Annotated in this window: 18 protein-coding genes and 1 tRNA gene; 11 read left to right on the top strand and 8 right to left on the bottom strand. The window is 74.3% G+C overall.

The genetic code is table 11. From position 1 onward, the window contains the following. The first annotated feature begins 76 nt into the window (after positions 1–76). Positions 77–1,621, top strand: coding sequence for a streptophobe family protein (locus GXW83_RS25200; RefSeq protein ID WP_182445368.1), 1,545 nt, complete (start codon positions 77–79; stop codon positions 1,619–1,621). Between the two features lie 302 nt (positions 1,622–1,923). Then, on the top strand, positions 1,924–3,228 hold the full coding sequence (gene serB / locus GXW83_RS25205) for a phosphoserine phosphatase SerB (protein ID WP_182445369.1): 1,305 nt from the start codon (positions 1,924–1,926) through the stop codon (positions 3,226–3,228). 140 nt (positions 3,229–3,368) lie between these two features. Here the strand turns inward: serB and GXW83_RS25210 are convergent, their stop codons facing one another. The 3 genes from GXW83_RS25210 to GXW83_RS25215 are packed head-to-tail and all read right to left on the bottom strand — an operon-like array spanning position 3,369 to position 5,363. Continuing rightward, positions 3,369–3,887, bottom strand: coding sequence for a histidine phosphatase family protein (locus GXW83_RS25210; protein WP_182445370.1), 519 nt, complete (start codon positions 3,885–3,887; stop codon positions 3,369–3,371). Between the two features lie 38 nt (positions 3,888–3,925). After that, positions 3,926–4,048, bottom strand: a complete 123-nt coding sequence (locus tag GXW83_RS34950) for an SGM_5486 family transporter-associated protein (RefSeq protein WP_255431328.1) — start codon at positions 4,046–4,048, stop codon at positions 3,926–3,928. A 43-nt stretch (positions 4,049–4,091) separates the two neighbouring features. After that, on the bottom strand, positions 4,092–5,363 hold the full coding sequence (locus tag GXW83_RS25215; RefSeq protein WP_182445371.1) for an MFS transporter: 1,272 nt from the start codon (positions 5,361–5,363) through the stop codon (positions 4,092–4,094). A 103-nt stretch (positions 5,364–5,466) separates the two neighbouring features. Between GXW83_RS25215 and GXW83_RS25220 the strand changes: the two genes are divergently transcribed. Continuing rightward, the gene (locus tag GXW83_RS25220; protein WP_182445372.1) at positions 5,467–6,132 is read left to right on the top strand and encodes a FadR/GntR family transcriptional regulator; all 666 of its coding nucleotides are present in this window, start codon (positions 5,467–5,469) and stop codon (positions 6,130–6,132) included. A 101-nt stretch (positions 6,133–6,233) separates the two neighbouring features. On the opposite strand, the gene fabI is transcribed toward GXW83_RS25220, so the two are convergent. The 3 genes from fabI to GXW83_RS25235 form a co-directional block, all read right to left on the bottom strand. Beyond that, positions 6,234–7,001, bottom strand: a complete 768-nt coding sequence (fabI, locus tag GXW83_RS25225; RefSeq protein WP_182445373.1) for an enoyl-ACP reductase FabI — start codon at positions 6,999–7,001, stop codon at positions 6,234–6,236. A gap of 5 nt (positions 7,002–7,006) precedes the next feature. Continuing rightward, a complete protein-coding gene (gene fabG, locus GXW83_RS25230) occupies positions 7,007–7,711 on the bottom strand; it encodes a 3-oxoacyl-[acyl-carrier-protein] reductase (RefSeq protein WP_182445374.1) in 705 nt (234 codons plus the stop codon). A gap of 226 nt (positions 7,712–7,937) precedes the next feature. Beyond that, positions 7,938–8,011 (bottom strand) — tRNA-Met (locus tag GXW83_RS25235). 159 nt (positions 8,012–8,170) lie between these two features. On the opposite strand from GXW83_RS25235, the gene GXW83_RS25240 reads away from it, so the two are divergent. The 4 genes from GXW83_RS25240 to GXW83_RS25255 all read left to right on the top strand — a co-directional run bounded on the left by GXW83_RS25240 (position 8,171) and on the right by GXW83_RS25255 (position 12,069). Further along, entirely contained in the window at positions 8,171–9,718 is a 1,548-nt protein-coding gene (locus GXW83_RS25240) for a TldD/PmbA family protein (RefSeq protein ID WP_182445375.1), read from the top strand. Beyond that, positions 9,718–11,124, top strand: coding sequence for a metallopeptidase TldD-related protein (locus GXW83_RS25245; protein WP_182445376.1), 1,407 nt, complete (start codon positions 9,718–9,720; stop codon positions 11,122–11,124). The genes GXW83_RS25240 and GXW83_RS25245 overlap by 1 nt, the downstream gene beginning before the upstream one ends. 116 nt (positions 11,125–11,240) lie before the next feature. Then, positions 11,241–11,609, top strand: coding sequence for a DUF3099 domain-containing protein (locus GXW83_RS25250; RefSeq protein ID WP_182445377.1), 369 nt, complete (start codon positions 11,241–11,243; stop codon positions 11,607–11,609). A gap of 223 nt (positions 11,610–11,832) precedes the next feature. Further along, positions 11,833–12,069: a hypothetical protein gene (locus GXW83_RS25255; RefSeq protein WP_182445378.1), complete on the top strand. Its 237-nt coding sequence runs from the start codon at positions 11,833–11,835 to the stop codon at positions 12,067–12,069. Between the two features lie 9 nt (positions 12,070–12,078). On the opposite strand, the gene moaA is transcribed toward GXW83_RS25255, so the two are convergent. Next, positions 12,079–13,086 carry a GTP 3',8-cyclase MoaA gene (gene moaA / locus GXW83_RS25260; protein ID WP_182445379.1) on the bottom strand — a complete coding sequence of 336 codons (1,008 nt, stop codon included), beginning with the start codon at positions 13,084–13,086 and terminating at the stop codon, positions 12,079–12,081. A 156-nt stretch (positions 13,087–13,242) separates the two neighbouring features. Between moaA and GXW83_RS25265 the strand changes: the two genes are divergently transcribed. Then, complete coding sequence (locus GXW83_RS25265; RefSeq protein WP_182445380.1) at positions 13,243–13,419, top strand: hypothetical protein; 177 nt, start codon at positions 13,243–13,245, stop codon at positions 13,417–13,419. Positions 13,420–13,548: 129 nt separating this feature from the next. Further along, a complete protein-coding gene (locus tag GXW83_RS25270; protein WP_182445381.1) occupies positions 13,549–14,727 on the top strand; it encodes an acyl-CoA dehydrogenase family protein in 1,179 nt (392 codons plus the stop codon). Between the two features lie 82 nt (positions 14,728–14,809). On the opposite strand, the gene GXW83_RS25275 is transcribed toward GXW83_RS25270, so the two are convergent. Further along, positions 14,810–15,853 carry a zinc-dependent alcohol dehydrogenase family protein gene (locus GXW83_RS25275; RefSeq protein WP_182445382.1) on the bottom strand — a complete coding sequence of 348 codons (1,044 nt, stop codon included), beginning with the start codon at positions 15,851–15,853 and terminating at the stop codon, positions 14,810–14,812. A 101-nt stretch (positions 15,854–15,954) separates the two neighbouring features. Here GXW83_RS25275 and GXW83_RS25280 point away from each other — a divergent pair, with 101 nt between their 5' ends. After that, positions 15,955–16,944, top strand: a complete 990-nt coding sequence (locus GXW83_RS25280) for a DEDDh family exonuclease (RefSeq protein WP_182445383.1) — start codon at positions 15,955–15,957, stop codon at positions 16,942–16,944. A gap of 58 nt (positions 16,945–17,002) precedes the next feature. Then, positions 17,003–17,992, top strand: coding sequence for an SURF1 family protein (locus GXW83_RS25285; RefSeq protein WP_182445384.1), 990 nt, complete (start codon positions 17,003–17,005; stop codon positions 17,990–17,992). Positions 17,993–18,002 lie beyond the last annotated feature (10 nt).

Below are 18,002 nucleotides of genomic sequence, written 5' to 3' on the forward strand. Positions count from 1 at the left end.
CCGTGTGGCAACCTGACAGCCATTCGACTGGGGGCGAGCGATGACGGTGTACGGGCACCAGCGTGCGGCCAGGGGCATGGGACGTCCGCGGGGACTGCTGGTGGGGGCGGTGCTGGCGGCGACGACCGCCAGTTGGGCGTTTGCCGCCATGGGCGCGGTCGCCGCGCTCGGCGTGCACCTGCTGGGCCTCGACCGCTACGCCGCGATCGGACCGGCCACCGCCGCCCTGGTGGCGATGGCGACCGGCGGAACCGTCAGCCCGTCAGGGGACCTGTCGGTGTTCGGACTCCAGGCCGCGGGCGCGCAGGGCGCGATCGGGGTGGTGCCGCTGGGGGTGTCCTTCGTCGGCGCGGTGGTCTTCGGCACGCTGTTCGTCCGGCCGCTGCGCCGACTGCCGGTGCTGGACCTCCCGGTCCTGCTGTCCCGGCTGGCCGGGGCCCTGGTCGGGTTCCTGCTGCTGCTCTGGGTGGTGGCCTGGTCCGGCAACGGCACGGTGGCGATCAACCTGGACTCGGTCACCGGCGGCGGCAGCGGGAGCAGCGGCGGCAGCGGGCCGCTGGGGTCGCTGGGCGGACTGGGCGGCCTGATCGGCGGCGTGGTCGGCGGCAGCACCAAGCCCACGGTGGGCTTCACCGTGGACCTGCTGCCCACCCTGGGCCTGGGCCTGCTGTGGGCGCTGGCCGTGCTGGCGCTGGCGCTGATCGCGTCCCGCCGGGTGCCGCTGCCGCACGGCTGGACCGTGCTGCGCCGGGACGTCCGCCCGGCGGTCTCCGCCGTGGTGACGGTGGTCTGCGGGGCGGTGCTGGCCGGGGCGGTGTCCGGGCTGGTGGTGGGGCTCACCGGCAACGGCGGGGCGAAGACCGTCGGCGGGGTGCTGCTGGGCACCCCGAACGGGGTGTTCCTGGCGCTGCCGCTGGGCATGGCCGTCCCGCTGAACGGCAAGGCCTCCGGGCCGCTGGCGCAGTTCCTGCCCGCGCCGGTGAACCAGCTGCTCAAGGGCGGCGGCGGGCAGTCGATCACGCTCTCCCGGCTGGCCGGGATGGACGGCAGGGTCTGGCTGCTGCCGGTCGCGGTGGCGCTGATGCTGCTGGCCGCCGGGGTGCTGGCCGCGGTGCGGACGCCGCGCCCGGCGGCACCCCGGGGCGCGCTGCGGGAGGCGGCCGAGGCCGGGCTGCGGCTGGGGGTGGTGCTGGCGGTGACGGTGCCGGTGCTGCTGGGCCTGGCGGAGGTGTCGGTCAACGCGGACGTCTCGGTGTTCGGCTTCTCGGCGATCGGCGCCGGGCTGAGCATCAGCGGCAACCTGGCGGCCGGGGCCGGGCTCGGGCTGTTGGAGGGGGCGGTCCTGGGATTCCTCGGCGCACTGCTGGTGCGCCGCTTCGCCGACGCCCAGCGCCGACCGGCCACCCCGGCGGAACCGGCCGCGCCTGCCGGACCCGCCGGACCGGCGGCGGCTCCCCCGCTCGCGCACCCGTACGACGCGCTGCCGGGCCGTCCGCAGCCACCGCAGCGGCCCGGGCCGTCGGGCAATCCCTACGCGGCCCCGCCCGGGCCCCCGGTCAACCCGTACTCCGGCGGCCCGGCCCAGCAGCCGCCCCCACCCCCCACCCCACCAGGCCACTGACCCCGGGCCGGGAGCCCAGGCCGCCGGCCCCGCACCGCCGCCCCGCGCGGCCACCGAGCCGTGGCCCTGGAGCCGGGGCCGCCACGCCACGCTGCCGAGCCCCGGCCGCCGGCCCCGCACCGCCGAGCCGCGCCGCCCGGCACCCGCCGCCCGCACCCGCCGTCCAGCCTCGGCCGCCGGCCCCTGTCGAAGCCCGCCGGGGCGGCGTCGCGGCCGTCCGGGCGACGGCTGTGGTGCGACCTGTCCGGGGAGCGGGACGGTCTGCGGAACGGCCTGCCGAGCCCGGTAGCGTGGGGTCCACCATGAGCGATTCGCCCCCGGCCCGCGCGGCCTCCCCCGCTGAGACCTCCGCCGCTGCGACGGCGCACGTTCCGGCGCCGCCCGCCCCGGAGCACGCTGCCCCGGAGCACGCCCTCCCGGAGCCGAGGACCCTGCTGGTCAAGGTCTTCGGCAAGGACCGTCCCGGCATCACCACCGGGCTGTTCACCACCCTCGCCGAATACGGGGTCGACGTCGTCGACTTCGAGCAGGTGGTGACCCGGGGCCGGATAGTGCTGTGCGCGCTGGTCACCGCGCCCAGCCTGGAGGGCGAGCTGCGGGCCCACCTGCACCAGTGGGCGGAGGGGCAGCGGCTGCAGGCCGAGGTCATCTCCGGCACCGGCGACAACCGTCCGCGCGGCGAGGGCCGCTCCCATGTGACGGTGCTGGGTCACCCGCTGACGGCCGCGGCCGTCGCCGCGCTGAGCGCCCGGGTGACCGCCTGCGGCGGCAACATCGACCGGGTGTTCCGGCTGGCGAAGTACCCGGTGACCGCGGTGGAGCTGGCCGTCTCCGGGGTGCCGACGGAGATACTGCGGGCCGCGCTGGCCCAGGAGGCCGCCGCGCAGCGGGTGGACGTGGCGGTGGTCCGCTCCGGGCTGCAGCGCCGCGCCAAGCGGCTGGTGGTGATGGACGTGGACTCGACCCTGATCCAGGACGAGGTGATCGAGCTGTTCGCCGCGCACGCGGGCTGCGAGCAGCAGGTCGCGGAGGTCACGGCGGCGGCGATGCGCGGCGAGCTGGACTTCGCCGAGTCGCTGCGGGCCCGGGTCGCGCTGCTGGCCGGGCTGGACGCGGACGTGGTGGCGAAGGTCCGGGCGTCGGTCCGGCTGACGCCGGGCGCGCGGACGCTGATCCGCACGCTGAAGCGGCTCGGCTACCAGGTGGCGATCGTCTCCGGCGGCTTCACCCAGGTCACCGACGACCTGGTGGAGCGGCTGGGGCTGGACTTCGCGGCGGCCAACACCCTGGAGGTGGCCGACGGCAGGTTCACCGGCCGGGTGGTCGGGGAGATCGTGGACCGGGCCGGAAAGGCCCGGATGCTGGAGCGGTTCGCGGTGGAGGCCGGGGTGCCGCTGGAGCAGACGGTCGCCATCGGCGACGGCGCCAACGATCTGGACATGCTGAACGCGGCCGGGCTCGGGGTGGCCTTCAACGCCAAGCCGCTGGTGCGCGAGGCCGCGGACACGGCGGTGAACGTGCCGTTCCTGGACACCGTGCTCTACCTGCTGGGGATCTCCCGCGAGGAGGTCGAGGACGCCGACGGCGGCGCGCCGGCCTCGACCTGAAGCAGCTCCGGGCGGCGGCCGCGTCGGCTCCGGCGGCGGCCGTACCGTGGGGCGCGCGAGATCCTTCGCGCGCCCCACGGCCGTTGCGCCCGGGGGGCCGCTCGGCCCGGCCGTCCTGCGGACTCAGTCGCCGGGCGGACTCAGTCGCCGGGCGCGTGGAAGGTGGTGAGGTGGGCGGCGCCCGGCTCCAGCGCCTTCCAGGGGACCTCCACCGCGAGTACGGCGACGGCGGCGGTCGGGAAGCCGGTGGCGCGCAGCCGGGGCAGCGTGTCGTCCTCGTGCCCGCCCGCGAGGACCTCGGTGAGGCCTTGAACGGCGGGGTTGTGGCCGACCAGCAGCACCGTGCCGACCTCCTCCGGGACCTCCTGGAGGACTTCGATCAGCCGACCGGGGACGGCCTCGTAGAGGCGCTCCTCGTAGACCGTGCGCGGGCGGGTGGGCAGCTCGTGGGCGACGAGCTTCCAGGTCTCCCGGGTGCGCTCGGCGGTGGAGCACAGAGCCAGGTCGGGGACGAGCCCCTGACCGGCGAGCCAGTGCCCGACGGCCGGGGCGTCCCTCCTGCCCCGGTCGGCCAGCGGCCGCTCGTGGTCGGGCACGTCGGGCCAGTCGGCCTTGGCGTGTCGGAGGACGATGATCCTGCGGGACGTATCGACGCTCATACAGCCAGCTTCGCAGAAAACGGAGCAGTGGGTACTGCTCAGCCCATGTTGGCGGCGATGGTGGCGACGATGGCGATGACCACCAGGATGCCCCCGATCACGCCGAACATCTGCAGCAGCTTCTTCTGGCCCCCGGTGGGGTTCTCATCGAGATAAGGCATGGGCTGAGTGTGCCATCCCCTGATGAGCGCCCGGCGCAGGGGTTCACACCTCGTCCTCGATCTGCCGCGGCCGGGCGGCGCGCAGGCCGACCACCGCCTGCGCCACCAGCAGCACGGCCAGCAGCGCCAGCGGCCCGTACCAGCCGTGCTCGCGCTGGTAGAGGACGCCGATCAGGATCGGCCCGGGGACCGAGATCAGGTAGCCGAGGCCCTGGCAGAAGGCCGACAGCCGGGCCACGCCCTCGGCCGAGCGGGCGCGCAGGCCGATCATGGTGAGCAGCAGCGGGAAGGCGGAGCCGGAGAATCCGGCCAGTACCGCCCAGAGCCAGGGCGCGGCGGCCGGGGCGAAGGCCAGGCCCGCGTAGGAGGCCATTCCGCAGCCGGCCAGCACCAGCACGATCCGGCCCTGGTCGGGGCGGCGGGCCGCGAGGCTGGGGATGACGAAGCTGAGCGGCGCGCTGACCAGCATGGTGACCGCCAGCAGCACCCCGGACTCGGTGGCGGAGATGCCGGAGTCCTGGAACATCTGCGGCATCCAGCCCATGATCGCGTAGGCCGCGGTGGACTGGAGCCCGAAGAAGAGGGTGAGCGCCCAGGCGGTGCGGCTGCGGGAGATCCGGAAGGCCGCGCGCCGCTCGGCGGCCGGGACGGCGGTCTCGCCGAGTCCGCTGCGGCGGGCCAGCGCCAGCTGCGCCAGCCACAGCAGCAGGGCGGCGACGGCGGCGAGCGACCAGACGGCCAGGCCGACCCGCCAGCTGCCGCCCAGCGCGCTGGTGAGCGGCACGGCGAAGGCGGCGGAGACGGAGGTGCCGAGCGCCAGCGACATCGAGTACAGGCCGGTCACCGGGCCGACCCGGTCCGGGAAGTAGCGCTTGACCAGCACCGGCATCAGCACGTTGGTCACCGCGATCCCGGCCAGCGCGACCGCGCTGAGCAGCAGGAACAGCGCGCTGCCGGGGGCCAGGGCGCGCGCGGCCAGGCCCAGCGCCACCGCGCCCATCCCGGCGCAGACGGTCGCGGCCGGGCCGATCCGCCGGGCCAGGGCCGGGGCGAGCAGGCCGACGACGGCGAAGCAGAGCGAGGGCAGCGCGGTGAGGACGCCGGCCACGGCGGCGCTCATGTGCAGGCTGTCCCAGATCCGGTCGAGCATCGGCCCGAGGGCGGCGACGGCCGGTCGCAGGTTGAAGGCGGCGGCGGCGATGGCGAGCAGCAGCAGTGTCCGGGCGCGCCCGACGGCGGGGGCGGGCACCGCCGGCTGTACGGCTGGCGCGGCAGGGGGCGTGACGGTGTCGGGACCGGTCTCCGTGGCAGACATGGCACCATCATAGAATGATGGGATGACTCGGCCACGCTGCCCGGGTCACCGGCGCGGGATGATGGAATCCAGACCGTTCCCCGACCGCAGTTGTAGGAGTGTCATGACGCTGACCTCGCCCCGGCGCGAGCCCCTGGCAGACCAGGTGATCGCGCAGCTGCGGGCGCAGATCACCTCGGGCGAGTGGCCGGTGGGATCGCGCATCCCGACCGAGGTGGAGCTGGTCGAACAGCTGGGCGTGGCCCGGAACACCGTCCGCGAGGCGGTCCGGGCGCTCGCGCACAACGGCCTGCTGGACATCCGGCAGGGCTCGGGGACGTACGTGCTGGCCACCAGCGAACTGGCCGGGGTGATGCACCGGCGCTTCGCCGGCGCGCCGTGGGAGCAGGTCACCGAACTGCGCGGGGCGCTGGAGGCGGCGGCGGCCCGGCTCGCCGCCTCCCGCCGCACCGCCCGGGACCTCAAGCTGCTCGATACCGCGCTGGCCCGGCGCGAGGACGCCTGGCGCTCGGGCGACGTGGAGCACTTCATCCAGACCGACACCGCCTTCCACCAGGCGGTGATCGCCGCCGCGCACAACGACGTGCTGTCCGCGCTGTACGCGGACCTCGGCGAGGTGATGCGCAGCGAGCTGCGGCAGACCGTCGGGCCGGTGCTCGCGGAGCACCGCTACGTGGCCCACGACGGCATCCTGGCGGGCATCCGCGAGGGCGACGGCGAGAAGGCCTCCCAGCAGGCCGTGGCCGTCCTCACCACCTGCCGCGCCTGACCCGCTCCCGCACGGCGCAGCACAGCGCCCGGACGCGGACGGGGCCCGCGCCGCTCCCCGGGGGAGGGCGCGGGCCCCGCGCGGGCCGGTGGCGGTGGGGGTCAGGCGCCGATGGCGTGCAGCCCGCCGTCGACGTGGACGATCTCGCCGGTGGTCTTCGGGAACCAGTCGGAGAGCAGCGCCACCACACCGCGCCCGGCGGGCTCGGGGTCGGTGACGTCCCAGCTCAGCGGCGAGCGGACGTTCCAGGTGTCGGCCAGGGTGTCGAAGCCGGGGATGGACTTGGCGGCCATGGACTTGATCGGACCGGCCGAGACCAGGTTGCAGCGGACGTCCTGCTTGCCCAGGTCACGGGCCAGGTAGCGGGAGGTGGCCTCCAGCGCGGCCTTGGCCGGGCCCATCCAGTCGTACTGCGGCCAGGCGATGGTCGCGTCGAAGGTCAGGCCAACCACCGAGCCGCCCTCGGTCATCAGCGGCAGGCAGGCCATGGTGAGCGACTTCAGCGAGAACGCCGAGACGTGCACCGCGGTCGCCACCGACTCCCACGGGGTGTTCAGGAAGTTGCCGCCCAGGGCGTCCTGCGGGGCGAAGCCGATGGAGTGCACCACGCCGTCCAGGCCGCCGAGGTGCTCGCGCACCTGCTCGGCCAGGCCGTCCAGGTGCTCCTGGTTGGTGACGTCCAGCTCCAGCACCTTGGCGGGCTTCGGCAGCTTCTTGGCGATGCGCTCGGTCAGGCTGGGCCGCGGAAAGGCGGTCAGGATGATCTCCGCGCCCTGCTCCTGCGCCAGCTTGGCGACCTGGAACGCGATGGAGGACTCCATCAGCACCCCGGTCACCAGGATGCGCTTGCCTTCGAGGATTCCACTCATGATGGTCAGTGACCCATGCCCAATCCGCCGTCGACGGGAATGACGGCTCCGGTGATGTATGCGGCCTCGTCGGAGGCGAGGAAGCGCACGGTGGACGCGATCTCGTCCGGCGAGGCGTAGCGGCCGAGGGGCACGCCCGCGACGATCTCGGCGCGGCGCTCGTCGCTGAGCACCGCGGTCATGTCGGTGTCCACGAAGCCGGGGGCGACCACGTTGACGGTGATGTTGCGCGCGCCCAGCTCACGGGCGAGCGAGCGGGCGAAGCCCACCAGCCCGGCCTTGGACGCGGCGTAGTTGGCCTGGCCCGGGGAGCCGGTGAGGCCGACCACCGAGGAGATCAGCACGACCCGGCCCTTGCGGGCCCGCATCATCTGCCGCGACGCCCGCTTCACCACGCGGAACGCGCCGGTCAGGTTGGTGTCCAGGACGGAGGTGAAGTCGTCCTCGGTCATCCGCAGCAGCAGCGTGTCCCGGGTGACCCCGGCGTTGGCGACCAGGATGTCCACCGGGCCGTGCTGCGCCTCGACCTCGGTGAAGGCGCGGTCGACCTGCTCGGCGTCGGTGATGTCGCACTTGACGCCGAACAGCCCCTCCGGCGGCTCCCCCGAGCGGTAGGTGACGGCGACCTTGTCGCCGGTCTCAGCGAAGGCCCGGGCGATGGCGAGGCCGATGCCCCGGTTGCCTCCGGTGACGAGAACCGAGCGGCTCAACAGTGCACCTCTCTCTGCTGGGTGACGTCCGAATGGGAGCAGCGCCGCAATGGCTGCGACATGCGCACACACGGGCGACGCTATCCGGATTCGCTCGGAACCGGCCAATCCGCTGGCGACAGCGAGACCGCCGCCGGACTGTGGGTTTCCCACAGTCCCCGGGCGGACGGCCGGGAACGCACGTAGGGCCCGGTGCAGTGACTGCACCGGGCCCTACGACAAGGAGTAGCGGGGACAGGATTTGAACCTGCGACCTCTGGGTTATGAGCCCAGCGAGCTACCGAGCTGCTCCACCCCGCGTCGTTGTGTCCCCACCGTACCCCGGCGGCCGCGCGGAAAGCGAATCGCGCCAGGTGCGTCCGGCGCGGGGCAAACATCGTGCGCGGGGGCTCGGCACAGGGCAGGATGCGAAGCGGTGCCCGTACCCGGGCGCCTGCATCCGTCCCACGGAGGAGTTCGATGCCGGACACACCCTCGTCCCCGTCAAGCGCAGCCATCGATCCCGCGTTCCTGGCGCTGCCGCTGCGCGGCCTGGCCGACGCCGCGCTGGCCCGCGCCCGAGCGCTGGGCGCGAGCCACGCCGACTTCCGCCTGGAGCGCATCCGCAGCGCCTCCTGGCGGCTGCGCGACGCCCGACCGTCCGGGTCCTCGGACACGCTGCAGCTCGGCTACGCCGTGCGCGTCGTCCGGGACGGCGCCTGGGGCTTCGCGGCCGGGGTGGACCTCACCCCCGAGGCCGCCGCCCGGGTCGCCGAGCAGGCCGTGGCCGTGGCCCGGATCAGCGCCGGGATCAGCGCCTCCTCGGGCACCGAGGACGTCGTGGAGCTGGCGGACGAGCCGGTGTACGGGGACGTCAGCTGGGTCTCCGCGTACGAGGTCAACCCGTTCGAGGTGTCCGACGCGGAGAAGTCGGCGCTGCTGGCGGAGTGGAGCGGGCGGCTGCTGGCGGCCGAGGGGGTGTCCCACGTCACGGCCACCCTGCTGACCGTGCAGGAGAACAAGTTCTACGCGGACACCGCGGGCACGGTCACCACCCAGCAGCGCATCCGGCTCAACCCGGAGCTGGAGGCCGTCTCGGTGGACGAGCGCACCGGCGCCTTCGACTCCATGCGCACCCTGGCCGCTCCGGCCGCGCGCGGCTGGGAGTACCTGACCGGGACCGGCTGGGACTGGGACGCGGAGCTGGCCGAGCTGCCGACGCTGCTGGCCGAGAAGATGAAGGCGCCCAGCGTCGAGGCGGGCCGCTACGACCTGGTGGTGGACCCCACCAACCTGTGGCTGACCATCCACGAGTCCATCGGCCACGCCACTGAGCTGGACCGGGCGCTGGGCTACGAGGCCGCGTACGCCGGGACCTCCTTCGCCACCTTCGACCGGCTCGGCAGCCTGCGCTACGGCTCGGACGTCATGCACGTCACCGGGGACCGCACGGTCGAGCACGGCCTGTCCACCATCGGCTACGACGACGAGGGCGTGCGCACCCAGTCCTGGGACCTGATCAAGGACGGCACCCTGGTCGGCTACCAGCTGGACCGCAGGATGGCCCGACTGAAGGGCCTGGGCCGCTCCAACGGCTGCGCCCACGCGGACTCCCCCGCGCACGTCCCGGTGCAGCGGATGGCCAACGTCTCGCTGCAGCCCGCCGCGGACGGCCCGGACACCGCCGGGCTGATCGCCGGGGTCGAGAACGGCATCTACATCCTCGGGGACCGCTCCTGGTCCATCGACATGCAGCGCTACAACTTCCAGTTCACCGGGCAGCGGTTCTTCGCCATCAGGAACGGCCGGCTGGCCGGGCAGCTCAAGGACGTCGCCTACCAGGCCACCACCACCGACTTCTGGGGCTCGATGGAGGCCGTCGGCGGCCCGCAGACGTACCACCTGGGCGGGGCCTTCAACTGCGGCAAGGCCCAGCCGGGCCAGGTCGCGGCGGTCTCCCACGGCTGCCCCTCGGCGCTGTTCCGTTCCGTCAACGTGCTCAACACCCAGCAGGAGGCGGGTCACTGATGTCCGACCAGACCCTTCGGGCGGCAGCCCCCCACGAGATCGTCGAGCGCGCGCTGGAGCTCTCGCGCACCGACGGCTGCGTCGTCATCGCCGACGAGGAGTCCAGCGCCAACCTGCGCTGGGCCGGCAACGCGCTCACCACCAACGGCGTCACGCGCGGGCGCACGCTGACCGTCATCGCCACCGTGGACGGCGCCGAGGGCACCGCCGCCGGGGTGGTCTCCCGCGAGGCGGTGACCGTGGGCGAGCTGGAGTCGCTGGTCCGGGCCGCCGAGGCGGCCGCCCGCGAGGCCGGTCCGGCCGAGGACGCCCAGCCGCTGGTGCAGCCCTCCGGCGGCCCCTCGGCGGACTTCACGGCCGGCCCCGACGAGACCGACATCGGCGTCTTCGCGGACTTCGCCCCCGCTCTGGGCGAGGCCTTCGCCCGGTCCGGCAAGAGCGGGCGGCTGCTCTACGGCTTCGCCAACCACATGGTCACCTCCACCTACCTGGGCAGCTCCACCGGGCTGCGGCTGCGGCACGACCAGCCCACCGGCACCCTGGAGCTGAACGCCAAGACCGCCGACCTCACCGGCTCGGCCTGGGCGGGCGCGGCCACCCGGGACTTCCGCGACGTCGACCCGGGCGCGATGGAGGAGCAGCTGGCGCAGCGGCTGGCCTGGGCCGAGCGGCGGATCGAGCTGCCCGCGGGCCGGTACGAGACGCTGCTGCCGCCCTCGGCCCTGGCCGACCTGATGATCTACCTGACCTGGTCGGCGGGCGCCCGGGACGCGGCCGAGGGCAGCACCGTCTTCTCCAAGCCCGGCGGGGGCACCCGGATCGGCGACCGGCTGGCCCGGCTGCCGCTGCGGATGTACGGCGACCCGGCCCACGCCGGGCTGGAGGCCGCGCCGTTCGCGCTGACGCACTCCTCCGGCGGCGACTCCTCGGTCTTCGACAACGGCCTCCCGCTGGAGCGCACCGACTGGATCCGGGACGGCGAGCTGGCCAACCTGGTCAGCACCCGGCACTCGGCCGGCCTCACCGGGCTGCCGGTCCGCCCCGCCGTCGACAACCTCGTCCTGGACGGCGGCGGCACCGCCACCCTGGACGAGATGGTCGCCCGCACCGAGCGCGGGCTGCTGCTGACCTGCCTGTGGTACATCCGCGAGGTGGACCCGGCGACACTGCTGCTGACCGGGCTCACCCGGGACGGCGTCTACCTGGTCGAGGACGGCGAGGTGAAGGGGGCGGTGAACAACTTCCGCTTCAACGAGTCGCCGGTCGACATGCTCGGCCGGATCACCGAGGCCGGGCGCACCGAGCGGTGCCTGCCGCGCGAGTGGGGCGACTACTTCACCCGCGCGGCCATGCCGCCGGTCCGGATCTCCGACTTCAACATGAGTTCGGTGAGCCAGGCGTCCTGACTCCGGCGGGGCGGCTGAGCGGTGGCGGGGCGCCCGGTGCGCGCCGGGGGAGAATTCCCTCGAAACCGGGTGCCCCACCCTCGAGCCGCCGGATCCGGCGGCGTACGGTGAAGCGCATGGGGAAGTTCACAGGCAGGCGCAGGCCCGGTCGTCCGGGCACGGTCGTACGCATCACCGGCGCACGGGCCGGTCTCACCGAGGACGTCCGCGGCCGCCAGCGCCGCTACATGCTCTCCATGGCCGTGCGCACGCTGTGCGTGATCCTGGCGATCGTGCTCTGGAAGGAGTCGCGGGTCATCGCCGTGATCGCGCTGGTCGGCGGGACGCTGATCCCCTACCTGGCGGTGGTGTACGCCAACGCCGGGCGGGAGACCGTGCCGGGCCTGCCGGACACCTTCATCGGCTACCAGCCGCCGCCGATGCTGGAGCCGGGCCCGGGCATCCCGGCGCAGGGGGCCGCCCCCGAGCCGGGCCCGCAACCTTAAGAGAACCTGAAGAAGTTTCCGCCCGATCTCTGGTCGCCGGGGCCTGCACGCGTGCCATACTGCCTACGCGCTCCGCATCCCCCGTCGGAGCGACGGACCGACGCCGGGCAGCTCCCCCCGTGGCTGCCCGGCGTCGCCATGTCCCGGGGCCGCCCCCGAGCGGCCTGTACCGGCGGCCTTGGCGCCCGCTCCGCCGGGCCCCGGCAGCAGCGATACTTCACCCATGAGCACCGAGATCCCGCCCTGTTCGGCCAAGGGCTGCCGCGCGCCCGCCCTGTGGGTCCTGGCCTGGAACAACCCCAAGCTGCACACCCCCGAGCGCCGCAAGACCTGGCTGGCCTGCGAGGAGCACCGCACCCACCTGGCGGACTTCCTCAGCCTGCGCGGCTTCCTCAAGGACGTGGTGCCGCTGGCGCAGTGGGAGTCCGAGCACGGGTCGCAGCAGGCGGCCGGGGGCTGACCGGACGTCTCAGCCGCCGATGGCCGACATCGGCCGCTCGGGCTGGGCGAAGTCCGGGGCGTCTATGCCGCCGCCGGCCTTCTTGCCCCACATCGCGGCCCGCCACAGCCCGGCCAGCTGCTCGTCGTCCGCGCCCGCGCGCAGGGCGCTCCGCAGGTCGGTCTCGCCGGTGGCGAAGAGGCAGTTGCGGACCTGCCCGTCGGCGGTGAGCCGGGTGCGGTCGCAGGCCCGGCAGAAGGGCCGGGTGACGCTGGCGATCACGCCGACCCGGGCGGGCTGCCCGTCCGGGGCGGTGTGCCCGGCGACGGTCCAGCGCTCGGCGGGGGCGGCGCCGCGTCCGGCGGCGGGCTCGGGGACCAGCTCGAAGCGGGCGGCCAGCCGGTCGAGTATCTCCTCGGCGGTGACCATGGAGTCGCGCCGCCAGCCGTGCTGGGCGTCCAGCGGCATCTGCTCGATGAACCGCAGCTCGTAGCCCCGGGCCAGGCACCAGTCGAGCAGGTCGGCGGCCTCGTGGTCGTTGACGCCGCGCATCAGCACGGTGTTGATCTTCACCGGGCGCAGTCCGGCGGCGTCGGCGGCGGCCAGTCCGGCGATGACGTCGGGCAGCCGGTCGCGCCGGGTGAGGGTGTGGAAGGCCTCCCGGTCGAGGGTGTCCAGCGAGACGTTCACCCGGTCCAGCCCGGCCGCGCGCAGGGCCTCGGCGGTGCGGGCCAGCCCGACGGCGTTGGTGGTCACCGACAGTTCGGGGCGCGGCTCCAGCGCGGCGCAGGCGGTGACGATGCCGACCAGGCCCGGGCGCAGCAGCGGCTCGCCGCCGGTGAAGCGGACCTCGGTGACGCCGAGCAGGCCGACCGCGACCCGCACCAGCCGGACCACCTCGTCGTCGGTGAGCAGGCTGGACTTGGCCAGCCACTGCAGCCCCTCCTCGGGCATGCAGTAGCTGCAGCGCAGGTTGCAGCGGTCTGTCAGTGACACCCGCAGATCGACCGCGCGGCGTCCGAACGTGTCCATCAGCACGGCGTCCACTTCCCCTGGTTCGATCTCCAGCTTAGACCGGGCGGCGCGGGGCCCCGACCGCACCTGGGACCGCTACCCGGGAGGGGTGCGCGTCGTTCTCAGCGTGAAGCCCTTCGCACCCAGGACGCCGACGACCGAGCACCGCAGAGGCATGACATGACCACACCACGTGACGACCGGCCGGTACGCCGGCCCTTCGGGTCCGTGCGGCTGCCGCAGCCGGTGCCGCCCGCGCCCAGACCGGCGCACGCCCGGCGGCTCCCGGCCAGCCACCCCGGCCCTTCGGTCCCGCTGCCGGTGCTCAGCATCGAGGGGCTGCGCCCGCCGCGCTAGCTGCGGCGCTGCCGGCCCCGGCCGCCGGATGACGCATCTCACCGGCGGGGCCTATTCCGCCGCCCCCGTGATCTTGGAAGTATGGGCAGCCCGACGAAGCAGCAGCGAGCCGACAGTGAGGTCCCCCGCATGAGCCGCCCCACCCTCGACCCCCGTGACCCGCTCGGCCTCGACGACCTGTTCGACGCCGAGGAGCTGGCCGTCCGCGACACCGTCCGCGCCTGGTGCCAGGACCGGGTGCTGCCGCACATCGCCGACTGGTACGAGCGCGGCGAGCTGCCCGGGGTCCGCGAGCTGGCCCGGGAGCTGGGCGCGCTCGGCGCGCTCGGCATGCACCTGGAGGGCTACGGCTGCGCCGGGGCCAGTGCCGTCCAGTACGGCCTGGCCTGCGTCGAGCTGGAGGCCGCCGACTCCGGCCTGCGCTCGCTGGTCTCGGTCCAGGGCTCGCTCGCCATGTACGCGATCCACCAGTGGGGCTCGGAGGAGCAGCGGCAGCAGTGGCTGCCGGGCATGGCCGCCGGGGAGGTCATCGGCTGCTTCGGCCTGACCGAGCCGGACCACGGCTCCGACCCGGCCTCCATGCGCACCCGCGCCAGGCGCGAGGGCTCGGACTGGGTGCTGGACGGCCGCAAGATGTGGATCACCAACGGCTCGGTGGCCGGTGTCGCCGTGGTGTGGGCCCAGACCGACGACGGCATCCGCGGCTTCGTCGTCCCCACCGACGCCCCCGGCTTCTCGGCGCCCGAGATCAAGCACAAGGCGTCGCTGCGCGCCTCGGTCACCAGCGAGCTGGTGCTGGACGGCGTACGGCTGCCCGCCGACGCCGTGCTGCCCGGGGTGCGCGGCCTCAAGGGGCCGCTGAGCTGCCTGAACCAGGCCCGGTACGGCATCGCCTGGGGCGCGCTGGGGGCGGCCCGCAGCTGCCTGGAGGCCGCCCGGGAGTACAGCATCGGCCGCGAGCAGTTCGGCCGGCCCATCGGCGCCTTCCAGCTCACCCAGGCCAAGCTGGCCGACATGTCGCTGGAGCTGAACAAAGGCCTGCTGCTGGCGCTGCACCTGGGCCGCCGGATGGACGCCGGGACGCTCCGCCCGGAGCAGGTCAGCTACGGCAAGCTGAACAGCGTCCGGGAGGCGCTCTCGATCGCCCGCACCGCGCGGACCATCATGGGCGCCAACGGCATCAGCTACGAGTACCCGGTGATGCGGCACGCCGCCAACCTGGAGAGCGTGCTCACCTACGAGGGCACGGTGGAGATGCACCAGCTGGTCATCGGCCAGCTGCTGACCGGCCAGAGCGCCTTCCGCTGACGACGCCGCCGCCTGCCGGGGCGTCAGGCGCTCCGGCAGGCAGGGGTGCTCCGGCAGGCGGCGGCGCTGCGGCGCTGCGGCGTCAGAAAGCGATCTTGACCTTGAGCGCGGTGCGCTCGTCCATGGCCCGGTAGCCGCCGGGCACGCCGTCCAGGTCCACCGCCGCGTCGAACACCGGCGAGGGGTCGATCCGGCCGGACAGCACGTCGGCCAGCAGCTCCGGGATGTACGCGCGGGCCGGGGCCACGCCGCCGCGCAGCGAGACGTTGCGGTCGAACATCTCCTGGATGTCCACCCCGGCGCTGCCGCCGTGCGGCACCCCGACGTAGCCCACGCCGCCGCCGTCCCGGGCGATGCGGACGGCGGTGCGCATGGACTCCTCGGTGCCGACCGCCTCCAGCACGGCGTGCGCGCCCACCCCCGCGGTCAGCTCGCGGACGGCGGCCACCGCCTCCTCGCCGCGGGCCGCGACGACGTCGGTGGCGCCGAAGGTGCGGGCGATGGCGGTCCGGTCCTCGTGCCGGCCCAGGGCGATGATCCGCTCCGCGCCCAGCCGCCGCGCGGCCAGCACGCCGCACAGGCCGACCGCGCCGTCGCCGACCACGGCGACCGTCGCGCCGGGGCGCACGCCCGCGGCGAGCGCCGCGTGGTGGCCGGTGGACATCACGTCGGACAGCGCCAGCAGCGCGGTCAGGAGCCGGCTGTCGGAGGCGGCGTCCTTCGGGAGCTGCACCAGGGTGCCGTCGGCGAAGGGCACCCGGACCGCCTCGCCCTGGCCGCCGTCGGAGCCGACGCTGCCCCAGAAGCCGCCGTGCGGACAGGAGGTGTGCAGCCCCTCGCGGCAGAACGCGCAGACGCCGTCGGACCACACGAAGGGCGCCACCACCAGGTCGCCGGGCCGGAACCCGCGCACCTCGGAGCCGACCGCCTCGACCACCCCGAGGAACTCGTGGCCGATCCGCTGCCCCGGCTCCCGCGCGGCGACGCCCCGGTAGGCCCACAGGTCGCTGCCGCAGATGCAGGCCAGCACGGTGCGGACGACCGCGTCGGTGGGGTTGCGGACGACCGGGTCGGGGACCTCCTCGATCCGGATGTCGTTGGGGGCGTGGATGACGGTGGCGCGCATGGACTCTCATCTCTCGGTGCAAAGGTCGCACCATATGACGATTCCCCGTCCGGTGATATTCCGGCCGGGGCTGTCAGGGGCACACCGTATTCTGAGCCGCTATGGAAACGAGCACGGACGCGTACCGCGGCACCCACCCCTACCCCGCGGGCGGTTGGGCCGTCGTCGACGTCGAGACCACGGGCCTCGGCCGGACCGACCGGGTGGTGTCGGTGGGCGTGTACCGGCTCGACCCCCGGGGCGAGGTGCTCGACCACTGGTACACCCCGGTCAACCCCGGCCGCGACCCCGGCCCGGTCTGGATCCACGGCCTGACCAGCGAGGTGCTCTCGGCCGCGCCGACCTTCGCGGAGATCGCCGACGAGCTGTCCGGGCGGCTGGCCGGGCGGGTGCTGGTGGCCCACAACGCCCTGTTCGACTGGTCGATGATCTCCCGTGAGTACGCCCGGATGGGCGCCCGGGTGCCGGTGGAGCAGCGGCTGTGCACCATAGTGCTGGCCCGGGACCTGCGGCTGCCGCTGCCCAACCACAAGCTCGGCACCCTGGCCGGGCACTTCGGGGTGATCCCGCGCCAGGCCCACCACGCGCTGGACGACGCCCGGGTGCTGGCCGAGGTGTTCCAGCCCAGCCTGCGGCTGGCGGTGGAGGCGGGCCTGCCGCTGCCGCTCACCCCGTGCGTGCCGCCGACCGACCTGGGCGAGGACGAGCCCGTGCCGGCGCGCGGCGGTGCGGGCGCGCCCCCGCGCACCGGCGGCTGGAGCCCGTACCGCCCGGCCCGGCGCAGACCCGCCTGCCCGTACCCCAACCCGGGCCGCTGGCAGCCGGAGTCGCCGCTGGTCCAGGGCATGCGGGTGGCGATCAGCGGGGACACCGCGACCGACCGCGAGGTCCTGGAGGACCGGCTGACCGAGGCCGGGCTGCACGTGGCCACCTCGGTCAGCAGCCGCACCAGCCTGCTGGTCACCAACCAGCCCGACGGCTGGACCACCAAGGCCCGGCGGGCCCGGGAGGTCGGCACGCCGGTCGTGGACGAGGCCGCGTTCCTGCAGCTGCTCCGGGACGTCGCGCCGCACCGGTCCGAGCAGGGCTGACACGCCGCGGGGAGACCCGCCGAAAGGGAGCAAACAGTGCGGAGGTACCGTCAGTGGCGTGCTTCGCATCCTAATGACCCGGCGCTGGGTGGTCCTGACCCTGGTCTTCTTCGCGCTGGTCCCGGTCATGTACTTCCTGGGCGTCTGGCAGTTCCACCGCTACCAGCAGACCAACAGCAGCAACCGGCTGGTCTCGGCCAACCTGGACGCGACGCCCGTCCCCATGGACGAGATCTCGCACCCGGGCGGGACCGTCCCGAACACCCTGATGTACCGGCACGTCACCGCGAGCGGCACCTTCGACACCGCCGACCAGTTCGTGGTCCGCAACCGCACCGACTCCTCCGGTGACATCGAGGGCTACTTCCTGGTCACCCCGCTGGTCATGGCCGACGGCGACGTGGTGCTGGTGAACCGGGGCTGGGTCAGCCCCAACAGCGTCAACGCGGCGGCGTACCCGCCGGTGCCGCGCACCCCGACCGGCACGGTCACCGTCTTCGGGCGGCTGCGCCCGGACGAGACCACGGCGCTGACCGGCATCCACACCGTCGTCGGGCTGCCGCCGCACCAGTTCATGATGATCAACAGCGGGCAGCAGGCGAAGCTGATGCACCGCCCGGTGGTGGCCGGGTACATGGAGCTCGTCTCCAGCGTCCCGGCGATGAGCGCGGCCGACTCGGCCCAGGTGGTGCCCGGGCCGAACGCCGACGCGCAGTCCACCGACGACATGGCGGTGGTCGGCAAGGGCGTGCACCTGCCGTACGCCATCCAGTGGTGGCTGTTCGCGCTGATGGTGCCGGTGGGCTGGTTCTTCCTGCTCCGACGGGACGTCAGGGACCAGCAGGCCAAGGCGGCCTCGGTGGACGAGCCGGTCCCGGTGCGGACGGTGGCCGAGTACATGGCCGAGCGCCGCGCGGCCCAGGAGGCGGCCGCTGCCGCCGCCGAGCAGCAGGACGCCGAGGAGTCCGAGGGGTCAGAGCGGTCCGAGGGGCAGACGCAGGCCGACACAGGGGCCCCGACCGCCTCGGTCGGTGGCGGCAGGGAGTAGCGTCGGGGCG

The sequence above is a fragment of the Streptacidiphilus sp. PB12-B1b genome, assembly GCF_014084125.1.
Classification (GTDB): Bacteria; Actinomycetota; Actinomycetes; order Streptomycetales; family Streptomycetaceae; genus Streptacidiphilus.